The following is a 13997-nucleotide window of genomic DNA, read 5'->3' as shown; positions in this document are numbered from 1 at the left end:
CCTCAGGCGAAGGCCGCGACGAACGCGTCGATCGCGGTGTCGGGGTCGGTCTTCGCCCAGCCTTCCAGGCCGATGACGCCGGTGTAGTCCACGTCCTTGAGCGCTGCCGCTATGGCCGGATAGTTGATCTCTCCGGTGCCGGGTTCGCAGCGTCCGGGGACGTCGGCCACCTGGATCTCGCCGATGAAAGGCAGTGCGCTCCTGACGAGTTCGATGAGGTTTCCTTCGCCGATCTGGGCGTGATAGAGGTCCAGATTCATGCGGAGGAACGGCGAGTCGACGGCCCGAACCAGCGCCATGGTGTCGGCGGCCCGTGCAAACGGTGTCCCCGGATGATCCACAGCGAGGTTGAGGTTCTCGAGTGTGAACACTCGACCGTGGCGTTCGCCGAGTTCCGCGAGCCGCTGCAGCGTATTCGCCGCCGTCAGCCACATGTCCGGAGTTGTCACCTCGATCGGGATCACCGGCAGGCCACTCGAATCAAGGCCCGTCCCATGCACATTCAGGCGCGGGCAGTCCAGGATCGACGCTACCTTGATCGACTCCTCGGCCGAGTCGAGCAGCGCTGCGATGCCGTCGGGCTCGGTGAGGTTGCCGGTGAGATAGCCCGTCATCGAGGAGAACTGTGCGCCGGATGCGGCCAGTTTAGAGTAGGCGACGCACCTCACAACGGTCAAGAAGGAGCTGGCAACGTGGCCCGACGGCAGCGGCCGACGCTGATCGACGTGGCGGAAGCCGCTGGAGTCTCCAAGGCGCTGGTGTCCATCGTGATGCGAGGCGCACCCGGCGCCGGCGCCGCCACCAGGGAACGTGTGCTGCGGATTGCTGCCGAGATGGGCTACGTGCCGGATCAGCGTGCTCGCAATCTCCGTTCGACGGCCACGGGCGTCCTCGGGGTCACCTTCGAACTGCGGGAACCGTTCCACGGCGACCTGGTGGATGAGATCTACGGGGCGGCGGCCGATGCCGGACGCGACGTCCTCATCAGCGCCGTGACCGCGCGACGTCCCGAATCCGTTGCCCTGCAGACCCTCCTGCGTGAGAGGTGTGAAGCAGCGATCCTGGTGGGCTCGCGATCGAACCCCGGCGAGATCGAGCGTCTCACCGAACGCATTCCGGTGACCCTGGTCGTCAGCGAAGCAGCGCCGGCCGGCGCCGGCGACGTTCGCGGCGATGATGCCCACGGCGTGCAGTTGGCCGTCGATCATCTTGTCTCACTGGGCCACCGGCGGATTGCCCATATCGACGGCGGTGATGCGCCGGGGAGCCGCGTGCGCCGGGAGGCCTTCGTTCGGTCGATGGCGGTTGCGGGGTCGATGGCCGCGCATCGACACACGAGGTCGGCGTCGGTGATCGGTGGCGGGATCACGGCCGTCGACGGTGCTCGCGCGATCCGCGGATTGCTCGAAGCAACGTCGGCCGCCGACGAGTTTCCGACGGCGATCCTCGCCTTCAACGACGAATGCGCGACCGGTGTCATCGACGTACTCGTCAGGGCCGGCAAACGTGTGCCCGAGGACATCTCGGTGATCGGATACGACGACGCGCGATTCGCGTCGCTCTTGCCGGTGCCGCTGACGACGGTGTCCCAGGACGCGCACGGGCTGGCACGTCATGCCCTCGAGGCCGTCGTGGCCATGGCCGACAACGAAACCCCACGCCGAATCGTGGTTCCCCCGAAACTCATGGTCCGCGCGACCACCGCTGCACCACCCCGATGATCAGATTGTCGAGACCTCGTCCACCAACCCCCATCGCAGCGCAGTCGGGGCGTCGAGAGTTATCCCCGACAAGACCAGGTAGGCACTCCGCCATCGTCCGATCCGACGCGGGATGCTGTAGGTTCCGCCCGCACCCGGGATCAATCCGATGCCGAGTTCGGGCAGTCCGAACCGGGTGTCGCGGTGCGCGACGACATGCCCGCAGAACGCCGCCATCTCGAGTCCGCTGCCGATTACCTGCCTGGCCACCGCATCGGGGGCACCGTACACGGCCCGGGCGGTGCGGCGCCTGAATGCGGCACCGCGGGCAGAGATCGATCATCCGCGATCGTCGTTCCCGGCCGGGCCACCCACCTCGACCGGACGTCCCTGCTGCACCCAGGCGAGCATGCCGCCTTCCACGCAGGACCCTTCGTAGCCGACCTGAGCCAGGTACTGCAGCACCCGCATCGACCGGCCGCTGGAATGGCAGACCACGAAGAGTTCCGCGTCGAGGTCGATCTCTTCGAGTCGGGAGGGGACATCGCCCATCGGGATGTGCACCGCGCCACGGATGTGTCCGTTTGCCCACTCATCGTCCTCGCGGACGTCGAGCATCACCGCGTCGGCAACTCCGCTGAAGTCGTCCGGGAGTTCGTTGACCGCAACCGATGCAATGTCGCCCATGCTCACGCATTCCATGGTGGCACAGCGAGCTCCCGACGCGGACCACACCGTCCGAACAGCCGACTATGTCGACCATCATACTTCTATCCACATGTGAACGATCGACGCCGCTCAGAACAATCAACCCTGACGGTCAACCTGTGGATGAGACTGTGGAAACTGTGGAAACATGCTGGCCAAGGCCATCCGCTATGTGACGGGCGTCACTACAAAGGTGCAGCCTGCGCACACAAAATTCACATGAGTGCATGGATCTGTCGGGTCTCGCAGAATCTTCCCGTTGAGAAAGCCTGTGGATAAACCTGGGGAAAATTGCGCTTCAGAGCCGAGTCGAGTATGTGGTTCGCAGCGTCTGGGCCCGGTCCACGGCGGCCAGTACACCGGTCGTGATGCTTTCTGCCAGCACCGTGAGCACGCTGTCCACCGACCCGCCTCCGCTCATCGACATCTGCCCGCCGATCACTCGGGCGAGCAACGGCTTGGGCGCCTCGACGACGGTGATCTCGGCATCCGGGTAACGCTCGGCGATCACCGACCGCATCACGCCGATGCCGTCCACGAGGCCAACCTCGGCCGCGTTGGCGCCCACCCAGACATCTCCACTGAACAGCTCGTCGTCGGGCCCGTTGAGCTTCTTGCCGCGGCGCTGCCGCACCCAGGTGATGAACGACTCGTGGAGCTGTCGCTGTAGTCCCTTGAGCCACTCCACATCCTCGGCCGTCTCCGGCGAGAAGGTGTCGAGCCGGGCCTTGTTGTCGCCCGAGGTGTAGAGCCGACGCTCCACACCGAACCGCGACAACACGTCCGCGAGTCCGAATCCCGAGGACACGACACCGATCGATCCGACGATGGAGGTGTGGGCGGCGATGATCTCGTCGGCAGCGCAGGCGATCCAGTACCCGCCCGAGGCCGCGATGTCCTCGCAGAACGCCAGGACCGGCACACCCTTCTCCGAGGCGAGCTGCCGGATCCGCTCGGCGATGTACTCCGACTGTGCCGGTGAGCCACCCGGCGAGTTGATCACCACGACGACGGCCTTGAGCCGTTCGGTCGCGAATGCGCGCTTGAGGATCGGTTCCACCGTGTCGGTGGTGAGGCCGGGTCGTCCGACCGGCGACGCGCCGATCGGGCCGTCGAGGCGCACCACCGCGACCTGCTCGGTGTGCGACTTCGAGAGCTTTTTGCCCAGCTTGCCCAGGACTCCTGCGTTCATTGCGTCGAGTGTAATGAGGTCGGACCTACACTTTGCGCATGCAGGTGCGGTGGCTGAGCGCATTCCTCGATTTCCCGGCCGAACAGTTCGGTCCGGAGGTCACGTTCTGGCGGGCCATCGCGGGCAGCACCGTGTCGCCGCCGCGGGGTGAGCACCGCGAGTTCGCCTCACTCGAACCCTTCTTCGGCGATCCCCACCTGCGCGTGCAACGCATCGACGACGGTCCGGGTGGCGTCCACCTCGACATTCACACCGACGATCCACGCAGTGCCGCCACCGAAGCACTTGCCCTCGGCGCCGCGTCGGTGGCCGACCATGGCAAGTACCTCACCTTGGCCTCGCCCGGCGGGATGGTGTTCTGCCTCGTGCCGTGGGAGGGCGAAGCACGCAAGTCACGGCCGATCCGGTGGCCGGGTGACGCGATCAGCATCATCGACCAGGTGTGCATCGACTGCCCGCGGGATCTCTTCGACGCGGAGGTGCTGTTCTGGTCGCAGATCACCGGTGCCGCCACCAAGGCGACCAGCAGACCCGAGCTCGTTGCGCTGCGCCGTGACCCCAAGCTCACGCTGGGCATCCTGCTTCAACGGCTCGACGAGCCGGCCCGCGACGCGCAGGGCGTGCCCACGCGCACTCGTGCCCACCTCGACGTCGCCACCAATTCGGTGGCCGATGAGGTGGCCCGCCACGAGGATTGGGGCGCCCGGGTGATCGTCGCCCACGACCGGTGGACCGTGATGGCCGACCCGGTGGGTCGCCGCTACTGCATCACCAGCCGGAACCCGCGGACCGGCAGTTAGCCGACGAAAGTCTCCACCCGATCGACCTCCGCATCGACATCCCGTCGTGCCTTCGCCGACACCTCGCGCAAGTACTCCACGCCCACCGTGCCGTCGTTCCGGACGCGCCAGGTGCCGGCCAGAAAACCGTCGACGAGAACGAAGCCCGGCGATGCGCCGTTGGCGGTGACCGTGCGCCGATAGACTTCCTCGTCGGCGATGCGTCGTCGATCTGCTTGTGCGACAAGGACATTGTCGAAGGGTGCGACCAGACGCGGCGGCACCGGGCCGTCGTCGACGATGTCGAGACCCTCGAGGTCGTAGAGGTCCTCGCCGTCGGGGCCGCTGAGCCGCGCGAGCTCCCAATCGGCCTCCATCGCCACCACGAGTGGTCGCAGCCCAGTGAGTCCGCACCACGTCTGGATGCCCTGCACGGTCGCCGGCCCGAAACCCCGCAGGTAGAGCCGGATGAGATCCTTACGGGCCTCGTCGCCCGCGATCGCGGGTTCGCCGGGTCCGACCCAGTCGTCGAAGCGCTGGTAGGTCACCGCCTGCTTCCCACGGAACAGCCCGCGCGGCGGCACCTGCACCAGCGGCAGCCCGCATCGTGCGATGGCGGTCAGCACCGTTGGCTGCTCGTCGGGGTGCCGAGTCGCGAGGGCTGCACCAAGTTCGGCACCGCGCAATTCCCGGCCGGCCAACAGCTCGTCGGCGTCGGCGAGGACCTGCTCGGCCGTCGCAGTGACCAGCTTCGACGCGTGGTTGCGGCGGAGTTCGGCGTCGAGCACCGGCTGGGCGAGGGGTCGGATCCACCGCGCGTCCTCGGCGTCGACGACGAACAGCGTCGACCTCAGCAAGGCGATGCGCACCACCTCGCGTTCGGTGAGCAGGTCGTCGAGTTCGCTCGAATCGAATCCCTCGATCCGCGACAGCAATCCGAAGAACGGCGCACGTGGATCCTGGGCCTGCAGTCCGACGCATCGGTCGAGGATCTCGATGGCGTCTTCCTCGACGCGTTCGAGCAGGTGCTGACGATGCAGCAGCGTGCGATTCCATTGCCGCCGCGAAATCTGTTCGGTCACCGGCACTTACGCGGGGTAGTGGATTCCGGTCGCCGCGTGGCAGCGATAGCCGTGCGGGTTCTTCGCCAGGTATTGCTGGTGGTAGTCCTCGGCGTAGTAGAAGTGCCCGTCACCGGCCTTGGCGAGCGGAGCGATCTCGGTCGCGATCTTGCCGAGGCCTGCCTCGGCAAGCGCTGTCGCGAATTTCTCCGCGGTGCCGCGCGCCAGCTCGGCGTCGGCCTCGGTGAGCGTGAAGATCGCCGACCGGTACTGCGTGCCGACGTCGTTGCCCTGTCGCATCACCTGGGTCGGGTCGTGGGTCTCCCAGAAGGTCTTGAGGATGCCCTCGAGGTCGATCTCAGCGGGATCGAAGACGACGAGCGCGGATTCGGTGTGTCCGGTGCGGGCCGAACAGACCTCTTCGTACGTGGGGTTGGGGGTGTACCCGCCCGCATAGCCGACCGCGGTCGTGTACACGCCGGGGACCTGCCAGAAGATCTCCTCGACGCCCCAGAAGCACCCGCCCGCGAGGATCACCGCTTGGTAGCCGTCGAAGCGACCGACACCGCCGCAGTTCTCATCCGGTGTTCCGCGCATCGGATGATGCAGGACGATGTTCTCCGAGGCGAGCGGTTGCGCGATCTCGCGTCCGGCCAGGGCGGCGTCGGCTGCGACGAGTTCCTGCTTGTGTGCGCGTCCGGATAACAGCTGGTCAAGCCACGACATGCGCCAAGTCTACGCGGAGCCCCGATCGCCGGGTTGAGTCGATTGACCGACTCTGTTTTAATGGCGTCCATCACATCTGTGACGGGGCTCACGCAGTTCGTCCCGCCCACAAGGCAGTGCGGAAGGTGACGATGGCGACTCACGCAAGCGGCGATCTCCGTGGCGCTCTCCGACCGTCGCGTCCGGCCGTTCCGCGTGCCGCCTACAACGTGGGTGCCCGTTGTCGCACCACGGCGCTGAGCATCGCCGCCCTTCTGGTTCTGTTCGTCGTGCTCGTCCTCATCTGAGTCCGATCACCGAGTCCAATCACCAAGGCCGACAACATATTTCCGTAGAATCTCGTCGGCCGATCGGGTTCGTGTAGTTCAACCCCACTTGAAGTCTTTTTCGCCCGTTTGTTGCAATCCCCCATGCTCTGCGGAAGGGTGGAAGTGCCCGCGCGGCCAGGGACGACACCGTCGAAGACCGCGCGTGAACAGTGAGAACGAGCGTCACCTCAGAGAGGAATACCGTGGCTGAATACACCTTGCCGGATCTCCCTTACGACTATGGAGCCCTCGAGCCCCACATCTCTGGCAAGATCATGGAGCTCCATCACGACAAGCACCACGCAACGTATGTGAAGGGCGCCAACGACACCCTCGAGAAGCTGGCCGCCGCGCGCGACGACGAGTCGATCGCCGGCAAGGTCTACGGCCTCTCGGCAACGTTGTCGTTCCACCTCGGTGGGCACACCAACCACTCCATTTTCTGGAAGAACCTGTCGCCCAACGGCGGCGGTGAGCCCGACGGTGCTCTCGCCACCGCGATCACCGAGCAGTTCGGTGGTTTCGACAAGTTCAAGGCCCACTTCACCGCGGCCGCGACCACCCTGCAGGGGTCGGGCTGGGCCATTCTGGGCTACGACACCATCGGCGGCAACCTGGTGATCCTGCAGCTCACCGACCAGAGCGGCAACATCCCGGCGGCGATCATCCCGGTCGTCATGCTGGACATGTGGGAGCACGCCTTCTACCTCGACTACCAGAACGTGAAGCCGGATTACGTCAAGGCCTGGTGGAACGTGGTCAACTGGGCCGACGCGGGCGAGCGCTACGCCACCGCGACGAGCCAGGGACCGGGACTCGTCGTCTCCGCCTGACTGCTACACCTGAAACTCCCACTTACACACGAGATCTCATGTGTAAGTGGGAGTTTTGTGTGTGCCCTCGTCGTCGGGCTCGGGATTCTGGGCGGCATGTAGCGCGGCCAGGCCGACCATCGCGTACATGGGGACCAGGACGAGCAGCGAGACGATCCAGAGTTGAAGGTCTGCGACGTCGGCGATCACCGCGATGGCCACCAGAACCGCCAGATTGATGGCTACGACGAGCCCTTCGAAACGGTCGATGCCGCCGGTCGAGTACACGAACAACGCGAGGCCCACCAGGAAGATCGCCGGGCCGCCCGCAATGGCCACGGCGGTTCCGGTGATGGCGTGCTCGTGCGGATGGGCGATCATCAACTCGGTGCCGACGGCAGCGACGATCACGCCGCCCACCAAGATCGCATGCGAGTAGGCGTAGGCACCTCGGGCGACGGCGGCGGGATTGCTCGAATCCGCGAGTCGCTCCTCGGCGATATCGGCGTGCCGGGCGAAGTACAGCCACCAGAACGAGACGGTGAGCGCGAAGCCGACGACGAACGACACGTAGGCGATCGTGGTGGCGGGCACCTCCGAGAACTCGCGTCCCACCGACAGCACCGTCTCGCCGAGCGCGATGATGAAGATCAGCCGATTGCGCTCCACCAGGTGGCCCGACGACAGCGTCCAGGATTCCATCGGCGTCGAACCCAAGCCGGGAACCCACAGATCGACCATGGGTCCGGCGACGTCGATCCCCAGTGCGACCGCCCAGATGAGTAGCCGGAGCTTCGCGTCGTCGACGAAGGCGCCGGTGATCCACACGGCGCCGGCCACCGTCGACCACACCCCGAGGTTGACGTAATTACGGCCAATGGGGTCCCCGCGCAACGAGATTGCCATGAACAGTGGGCGCAGGATCTGCATCGCCGCGACCGCCACCGCGAACTGCATGCCGCGCTCGTCGAAGGCCTCCGGGATGGCGCTCGACATGATGAGCCCCAGACCCATCAGGATCACCAGCAGCACCCGCACGGGCAGGCGGTCGGGGTCGATCCAGTTGGTCGCCCACGTGGTGTAGTTCCACACCCACCACACCGCGCCGAACAGCACCAGCGTCTGGAGCGCGCCCTCCCAGGTGAGGTGATGCGCGAGGAGCGCCGCGAGCTGGGTGATGGCGAAGACGTAGACGAGGTCGAAGAACAGTTCCATCGTCGTGACCTCGGGCGCTCGGTCCCGGGCCCGACGAACGTACTTCGTCAGCATGACGCACCTCGTCTCGATAGTGAACGACGTTCCTACCGTAGAGGACCGAGTGCAGGGACGGACATATCCGACCTGTCGGCCAGGCCGACGGTCGTGAGGCCCGCACTCAGGGCGCGGATGGGATCAGAGCAGGATCGTCGCCACGATCGCCACCCCACACGCGACCGCGACCACCGCCAGCGCAACAAAATCCGCACGCTTCGGCCCCGATGGATACGCCGTGAGCCGGCCGGTGCCGCCACGCGCGGTGATCGCCTCGGCCATCTCGGCGCTGCGTCGAAGGGCCGACGACATCGCTGCGGTGATCATGTCCATGATCCCCATCTCGGCCGACGGATGATCGGTGCGGCCCTTGGTGACCGGGCGCAGCTTGTGGGCGGCGCGCAGCATGCGCAGTTCCTCGATGAGCATCGGCAGACCACGCAGGCACAGCGCAATCGCGACCGCCCACTCGTCGACGGGGAGCCGGAACCAGCGCAGCGGCCGCATGAGCCGCGCGAGAGCAGGTGCGACCTCGGCCATCGGGGTGGTCCAGATGACGAGGATGGAGATCCCCACCAACACCAGGCCCAATGCCACGGCGCGCAGGAAGACCAGCACCGCAGGCAGACCGGCGAACGACGCGTTGACCGCGACCCCCACACCGATCAGACCCCAGAACCACCACGGCGGACGCGGCAACGCGCCCAACGGAATTCCCGCGGCAAGTGCGGTCAGCAACACGACCGCGGCCACCATCCCGAGGGCAGGCCACGACGGCAGCACCCAGGTCATGATCCCCAGGATCAGCACGATCAGGAGTTTCGTCCCGGCCCACAGCCGATGCACAAACGAGTTGCCCGGCACCTGCCGAAGCGGCACCATCCGCATTGTCATCGGGCACCTCCGGTGCGTGTCATCGGAGACCTCCGGTGCGTGTCATCGGGCACCTCCGGCAAGCGCGGCCCCTGCGTCGAGCCGACCGTCGACGAGTTCAACCCGCCTATCGCACACGCTGTCCAGCGCCTCGAAATCGTGCGAGATGATCACGATCGTCTGCCCGTCGCGTCGTAGCCGGGCCAGCAGGTCGACGATCTCTTGTCGCGCATAGGGATCGAGCCCGGCGAGCGGTTCGTCGAGAACCAGCACCTGCGGGGTCCGGGCGATCAGACCGGCCAGCACCACGCGGCGCATCTGTCCACCACTCAGCGCGTCGACGCCGGTGGTCGCCATCTCCCGGGGCAGGCCCACGAGTTCGAGCACCCGGGCCACCTCGGCCGTGCCCACCTTGTCGCCGCCGGCCGCCATGATCTCGTCGCCGACCGTCGCCTTCTGCAGTTGCAGCCGCGCATGCTGGAAGCCGAGTCCGACCTTGCCCACCTGACCGGTCACCGGAGCGCCGTCGAGCGTGGCCGTGCCCGATCCCGGCGCGATCAAACCTGCCATGATCCACGCGAGAGTTGTTTTCCCCGAACCGTTTCCGCCGACGATCAACACCCCGTCGCTACGATGCACGGTCAGCGAGACATCCTGCAGCGCAACCACTTCCCACGGCGAACCCGCCAGATGCGCGTGCCCCACGTGGTCGAGCACCAGCAGCGGTTCCGGGGGCGCGTGATGGGGCCGCACGTGCAGCGTCGAAGCTGCAACGGGTTCGTCCTCGGTCACGCCGGTCGGCACCCAATCCGGTGCGTGCGGCACCACCCGACCGTCGACGAGGTGGATGACGCGGTCGGCCCGTGCGGCCTCGGTTCCACGATGCGTGATCAGCACGACCGTGATCCCGCGCCGCGCCGGCAACCCGGCCAGCAACTCCAGCAACTGTTCGCGCCCGAGCGGATCGACCATCGAGGTCACCTCGTCGGCGATGAGCAGAGCCGGATCGCGGGCGAGCGCGGCGGCGATCGCGAGACGCTGCTGCTGCCCGCCGGACAGATCGCTGGTCTCGCGTTGGCCGAGCCCGGCCAACCCCACTTCCGCGAGCAACGCCTCGACGTCGACGTCGGCATCCGCGGGAAGTCCCCAGACGAGGTCGTCGGCGACACGGGAACCCAGCATCTGGGTCTCCGGTCGCTGCAGCACCATCGCGGTACCCCCGCGCTGCCCGAGGCCCGCCAGTCCCGGCCGGGTGATCGAGCCGGTGGTGGGCGCCCGACCGGCCAGCACCTTGGCCAGCGTCGACTTGCCCGAACCGTTGGCGCCGACGATCGCGACGAACTCGCCCTTCTCGATCGTCAGGTCGACGTCGTGCAACACCTGGCGGGCACCCGCCCGGTAGGCGAAACCCACATCGGTGGCGCGCAAGGGCAGCGGCGCGATGTCGTGCTCGTCGTCGGACGTCAGGTCCGACGCCAGGGTGTCCTCGCTCGGCACATCCGCGAGACGCCGGATGACGGCGCCCAGAATCCACCACGCCACCAGCAACGACACCGCGGTTCCGACGGTGCCCGACACCCAGATCCACACCCACCAATGCGACGCGAGGCTCTGACTCACCGTCTCCAGCCAGTCCCCCAGCCACGACAGCGGGTCCCAGCGGTGCAGCCACTTGGCGACACCGTTGATCGAATTGGTCATGGCCTCGATCGCGAGGTTGCGCAGCGGCACCAGGATCAGGAGCGCGATCACCGAGAGCCCACCGATCAGCGGCGACGCGATCAGCGTGGCGAGCAGGATGCTGCCGAGCCCCCGGCCGCGCCGTTTGAGGTCACCGACGATTCCACCGACCAGCGCAGACCCGACGACGGTGGCCATCGCACCCGTCCCGGCCATCGCGAAGGCAACCAGCGTGGTCGCCACCGTTGCGGCGATGAGTGCGCGCGGGCGAGTGCGCGCCGCAACGAGCGCCAGCGGCACCGGAGCGAGCAGGCCGGCGGCCTGGGCCAGGGGGATGACCGCGGCAACCACCACCGCGGCAACCGTCAGACCACCGAAGATGGCGATGGACGCGATCTCCATCGGCCGCAGTGGTGGCGAGTTCTTCACCCGATCCAGTGTGCCTGGTCAAGCAGACTGCCCCGCGCCCTGTCCGTCTACTGATCGGTTTACCGCGTGTAAAAGAACCGTCACAACCCGGTGTTTCGAGTTGTCCACAGTCCCTGCCGGAGGCATATTCACGAGACCGGGTTCACACCCGGCGCCGGGAGCGAAGCGAGCGGGCCGCATCGAACCCGGGAGCGAGCGGGCCGAATGAGCCCCGGCCGCGCTGTGGAGGGAGGATCTGATGCAGTCCATTCCGATCGGCCTTACCCCGTTTCATCAGGAGGGTCTGTTGAACGGGATTCTGATCTCCGGCCGCTGGCCCGAGTCGACTCTCGAGTGGACGCAGACGCTGGTCGCATCCGTCCGCATTGCCTGCCGCCCAGGCTTTCTGCCCACCACCACGATCTTCGGCGTGGTCGAGGAGCGGCCCGACGACGCGGAGGACGACGCCGTCGGCATGATGCTCGCCGTCGGCAACGTCGTCGACGACAGCTTCATCGAAGCCGGACGTTTCCTCACCAACCCGCCCGCGCTGTTCATGCTGCATCCGCCGTCGCGAACCCGTCCGTCGTTGCCCGAATGCGCGGACGTGGCGTCGGGGTGTGTCCTCCTGCCCGGCCTGCCGGAATTGGGTCTGGAGCATCGGGCCGGATGGGCCGAGGCGGAGGCCGACGGCACCGTGGTGAACCTGCGCAACCAGGTGGGCATCGACCCCAACGCCGACCCCGACACCGCTGTCCTGGCGATGCTGCTCGCGGCCTGAGAGCTTCCGAACCCGCGTTTCCGGGTCCCCGAACTTTGATTTTTGTGCCTCCTACCTGCGGAAATGAGGCTGCGCGATGAGTTGCGCGTCGAAGTGAGGGTTATCTAACCTGGCGAACATGATTGCTGCCCTGCTACTGAGTTTCGGCGTGATCTTCGTCGCCGAACTGGGCGACAAGTCACAGCTGATGGCGATGACTTATGCCCTCCGCTATAGGTGGTGGGTGGTGCTGGCCGCGATCACCGTGGCCACCACCGCGGTGCATGCGGTGTCGGTGTTCTTCGGGCACTTCCTGGGATTGTCGATCCCCACCGATCTGATGTCGGTGCTGGCCGGTCTGGCCATGCTGATCTTTGGCTTGTGGACGCTGCGCGGCGATCACCTCGACGACGACGAATCGTCGAAGGCGAACCGGGTCGGCGCGTCGGTGTTCTTCGCGGTGATGTCGGCGTTCTTCCTGGCCGAACTCGGCGACAAGACGATGCTCGCCACCATCACCCTCTCGACCGGCCACGACTGGCTGGGCGTATGGATCGGCTCGACGCTGGGCATGGTCGCCGCCGACGCACTCGCCATCGGCATCGGGGCGGTACTCGGCAAGCACCTGCCCGAACGCACCATCGCGATCGGCGCCGCCGTCCTGTTCTTCGGTTTCGCCGCCTGGCTGATCGCCGAGGGCCTCATCGGTGCGTCGGCGCCGGCCATCGCTGCGACGGTCTCTGCCACTGTGGTGATCGTCGGACTCGGGGCGTTCTACATCCATCGCGTTCACCGCAGTGAGCACAGCACCGAGGACGCCGAATCCCGACCGATCGCTCGGTAATTGCGGGGGTTGCTGCCGAACCGGACCCGACGACTGTTTAGGGTGAGGGTGATCGCGACCGGAATTCCGGTCTCATCGTCTCGAAAGGACGCGTAGAAACATGGACGTTTCGGGTTCATCCGTCTTGGTGACCGGTGGTGCTTCCGGCCTCGGTGCCGCTACCGCACGACGATTCGCCGCTGCCGGCGCACAGGTCTTCGGCCTCGACCTGCAGGCCTCCATCGACAAGGCGGCACCCGTCGGCGGTGTCACCCTGATCGCCGCCGACGTCACCAGCGAATCCGACGTCCAGGGCGCCATCGACACGATCGCCGAGTCGGGCGCACCGCTGCGCGTCGCGGTCAACTGCGCGGGCGTCGGCTGGGCGGCCCGCATCCTGGGCAAGCAGGGTCCGCATGAACTCGATCTCTTCCAGAAGATCATCAACATCAACCTGGTCGGCACCTTCAACGTCCTGCGCCTGGCGGCCAACCGCATGCAGGAGGAGTCCCCGATCGACGGTGACGGCCAGCGCGGCGTGATCATCAACACGGCATCGGTGGCCGCGTTCGAGGGCCAGATCGGGCAGATCGCCTACGCCGCGTCGAAGGGTGGCGTGCACGCGATGACCATCTCCGCTGCCCGCGACCTGGCCCGGATCGGCGTGCGAGTGTGCACCATCGCTCCCGGCACCATCAGCACCCCCATGCTCGCCGGGGTGACGCCGGAGTTCCAGAAGACGCTGGCCGAGGCCATCCCCTTCCCGCAGCGTCTGGGCGAGCCCGACGAGTACGCGCAGCTGGCGGAGTTCATCGTGACGCACAACTACCTCAACGGCGAGACCATCCGGATGGACGGTGCCATCCGGATGGCGCCGCGCTGATTCGGGGAGTTGGGTGACCACTGCAGCGACCTC

At 66.7% G+C, this 13997-nt stretch carries 14 protein-coding genes and 2 pseudogenes; 7 read left to right on the top strand and 9 right to left on the bottom strand.

Annotated features, from left to right (window positions below; genetic code table 11):
- Window positions 1–2: 2 nt before the first annotated feature.
- Window positions 3–644 (bottom strand): annotated as a pseudogene (locus tag ABZW74_RS06345) (TIM barrel protein); the annotation flags it as partial.
- A 48-nt stretch (window positions 645–692) separates the two neighbouring features.
- Here ABZW74_RS06345 and ABZW74_RS06340 point away from each other — a divergent pair.
- Entirely contained in the window at window positions 693–1721 is a 1029-nt protein-coding gene (locus ABZW74_RS06340) for a LacI family DNA-binding transcriptional regulator (protein WP_355274994.1), read from the top strand.
- Here ABZW74_RS06340 and ABZW74_RS06335 read toward each other — a convergent pair.
- The 3 genes and pseudogenes from ABZW74_RS06335 to ABZW74_RS06325 form a co-directional block, all read right to left on the bottom strand.
- Window positions 1722–1961: pseudogene (locus ABZW74_RS06335) on the bottom strand (enoyl-CoA hydratase/isomerase family protein); the annotation flags it as partial.
- Window positions 1962–2039: 78 nt separating this feature from the next.
- Entirely contained in the window at window positions 2040–2387 is a 348-nt protein-coding gene (locus tag ABZW74_RS06330) for a rhodanese-like domain-containing protein (protein ID WP_355275053.1), read from the bottom strand.
- A 319-nt stretch (window positions 2388–2706) separates the two neighbouring features.
- Entirely contained in the window at window positions 2707–3600 is an 894-nt protein-coding gene (locus ABZW74_RS06325; RefSeq protein ID WP_355274991.1) for a S49 family peptidase, read from the bottom strand.
- Window positions 3601–3638: 38 nt separating this feature from the next.
- On the opposite strand from ABZW74_RS06325, the gene ABZW74_RS06320 reads away from it, so the two are divergent.
- Window positions 3639–4400 (top strand): VOC family protein, encoded by a 762-nt coding sequence (locus ABZW74_RS06320; RefSeq protein WP_355274989.1) that lies wholly within the window; start codon window positions 3639–3641, stop codon window positions 4398–4400.
- Here the strand turns inward: ABZW74_RS06320 and ABZW74_RS06315 are convergent.
- Together ABZW74_RS06315 and msrA are read right to left on the bottom strand one after the other, a co-directional pair.
- The gene (locus ABZW74_RS06315) at window positions 4397–5461 is read right to left on the bottom strand and encodes a winged helix DNA-binding domain-containing protein (RefSeq protein ID WP_355274986.1); all 1065 of its coding nucleotides are present in this window, start codon (window positions 5459–5461) and stop codon (window positions 4397–4399) included. The two genes, ABZW74_RS06320 and ABZW74_RS06315, sit on opposite strands and share 4 nt — an antisense overlap.
- Before the next feature lie 6 nt (window positions 5462–5467).
- Window positions 5468–6166: a peptide-methionine (S)-S-oxide reductase MsrA gene (msrA, locus tag ABZW74_RS06310; RefSeq protein ID WP_355274983.1), complete on the bottom strand. Its 699-nt coding sequence runs from the start codon at window positions 6164–6166 to the stop codon at window positions 5468–5470.
- Between the two features lie 131 nt (window positions 6167–6297).
- Here msrA and ABZW74_RS06305 point away from each other — a divergent pair, with 131 nt between their 5' ends.
- On the top strand, window positions 6298–6453 hold the full coding sequence (locus ABZW74_RS06305; protein ID WP_240857373.1) for a hypothetical protein: 156 nt from the start codon (window positions 6298–6300) through the stop codon (window positions 6451–6453).
- A gap of 224 nt (window positions 6454–6677) precedes the next feature.
- Window positions 6678–7307: a superoxide dismutase gene (locus tag ABZW74_RS06300; protein WP_355274980.1), complete on the top strand. Its 630-nt coding sequence runs from the start codon at window positions 6678–6680 to the stop codon at window positions 7305–7307.
- A 36-nt stretch (window positions 7308–7343) separates the two neighbouring features.
- On the opposite strand, the gene ABZW74_RS06295 is transcribed toward ABZW74_RS06300, so the two are convergent.
- From ABZW74_RS06295 to ABZW74_RS06285, 3 genes are all read right to left on the bottom strand, one after another.
- The gene (locus ABZW74_RS06295) at window positions 7344–8555 is read right to left on the bottom strand and encodes a low temperature requirement protein A (protein ID WP_240857375.1); all 1212 of its coding nucleotides are present in this window, start codon (window positions 8553–8555) and stop codon (window positions 7344–7346) included.
- Between the two features lie 123 nt (window positions 8556–8678).
- Complete coding sequence (locus tag ABZW74_RS06290) at window positions 8679–9431, bottom strand: energy-coupling factor transporter transmembrane protein EcfT (protein WP_240857376.1); 753 nt, start codon at window positions 9429–9431, stop codon at window positions 8679–8681.
- Window positions 9432–9473: 42 nt separating this feature from the next.
- Window positions 9474–11492 (bottom strand): ATP-binding cassette domain-containing protein, encoded by a 2019-nt coding sequence (locus tag ABZW74_RS06285; protein ID WP_355275051.1) that lies wholly within the window; start codon window positions 11490–11492, stop codon window positions 9474–9476.
- A gap of 265 nt (window positions 11493–11757) precedes the next feature.
- Between ABZW74_RS06285 and ABZW74_RS06280 the strand changes: the two genes are divergently transcribed.
- The 3 genes from ABZW74_RS06280 (at window position 11758) to ABZW74_RS06270 (ending at window position 13964) form a co-directional block, all read left to right on the top strand.
- On the top strand, window positions 11758–12279 hold the full coding sequence (locus tag ABZW74_RS06280) for a peptidase (RefSeq protein WP_240857377.1): 522 nt from the start codon (window positions 11758–11760) through the stop codon (window positions 12277–12279).
- Window positions 12280–12397: 118 nt separating this feature from the next.
- On the top strand, window positions 12398–13102 hold the full coding sequence (locus tag ABZW74_RS06275) for a TMEM165/GDT1 family protein (RefSeq protein WP_355274976.1): 705 nt from the start codon (window positions 12398–12400) through the stop codon (window positions 13100–13102).
- A gap of 100 nt (window positions 13103–13202) precedes the next feature.
- Entirely contained in the window at window positions 13203–13964 is a 762-nt protein-coding gene (locus tag ABZW74_RS06270) for an SDR family NAD(P)-dependent oxidoreductase (RefSeq protein ID WP_240857379.1), read from the top strand.
- The last annotated feature ends 33 nt before the right edge of the window (window positions 13965–13997 follow it).

Source organism: Gordonia sp. NPDC003585 (assembly GCF_040610755.1).
Lineage (GTDB): Bacteria > Actinomycetota > Actinomycetes > Mycobacteriales > Mycobacteriaceae > Gordonia.
The sequence above is the reverse complement of the archived record's forward strand: the minus strand, read 5'-3'. Positions and strand labels throughout refer to the sequence as shown.

Bases quoted from the DNA above. Each gene is read 5' to 3' on its own strand.
- ABZW74_RS06330 (WP_355275053.1), bottom strand. From the start codon at position 2,387: ATGGGCGACATTGCATCGGTTGCGGTCAACGAACTCCCGGACGACTTC.
- ABZW74_RS06325 (WP_355274991.1), bottom strand. From the start codon at position 3,600: ATGAACGCAGGAGTCCTGGGCAAGCTGGGCAAAAAGCTCTCGAAGTCG.
- ABZW74_RS06320 (WP_355274989.1), top strand. From the start codon at position 3,639: ATGCAGGTGCGGTGGCTGAGCGCATTCCTCGATTTCCCGGCCGAACAG.
- msrA (WP_355274983.1), bottom strand. From the start codon at position 6,166: ATGTCGTGGCTTGACCAGCTGTTATCCGGACGCGCACACAAGCAGGAA.
- ABZW74_RS06305 (WP_240857373.1), top strand. From the start codon at position 6,298: ATGGCGACTCACGCAAGCGGCGATCTCCGTGGCGCTCTCCGACCGTCG.
- ABZW74_RS06295 (WP_240857375.1), bottom strand. From the start codon at position 8,555: ATGCTGACGAAGTACGTTCGTCGGGCCCGGGACCGAGCGCCCGAGGTC.
- ABZW74_RS06290 (WP_240857376.1), bottom strand. From the start codon at position 9,431: ATGACAATGCGGATGGTGCCGCTTCGGCAGGTGCCGGGCAACTCGTTT.
- ABZW74_RS06285 (WP_355275051.1), bottom strand. From the start codon at position 11,492: ATGGAGATCGCGTCCATCGCCATCTTCGGTGGTCTGACGGTTGCCGCG.
- ABZW74_RS06280 (WP_240857377.1), top strand. From the start codon at position 11,758: ATGCAGTCCATTCCGATCGGCCTTACCCCGTTTCATCAGGAGGGTCTG.
- ABZW74_RS06275 (WP_355274976.1), top strand. From the start codon at position 12,398: ATGATTGCTGCCCTGCTACTGAGTTTCGGCGTGATCTTCGTCGCCGAA.
- ABZW74_RS06270 (WP_240857379.1), top strand. From the start codon at position 13,203: ATGGACGTTTCGGGTTCATCCGTCTTGGTGACCGGTGGTGCTTCCGGC.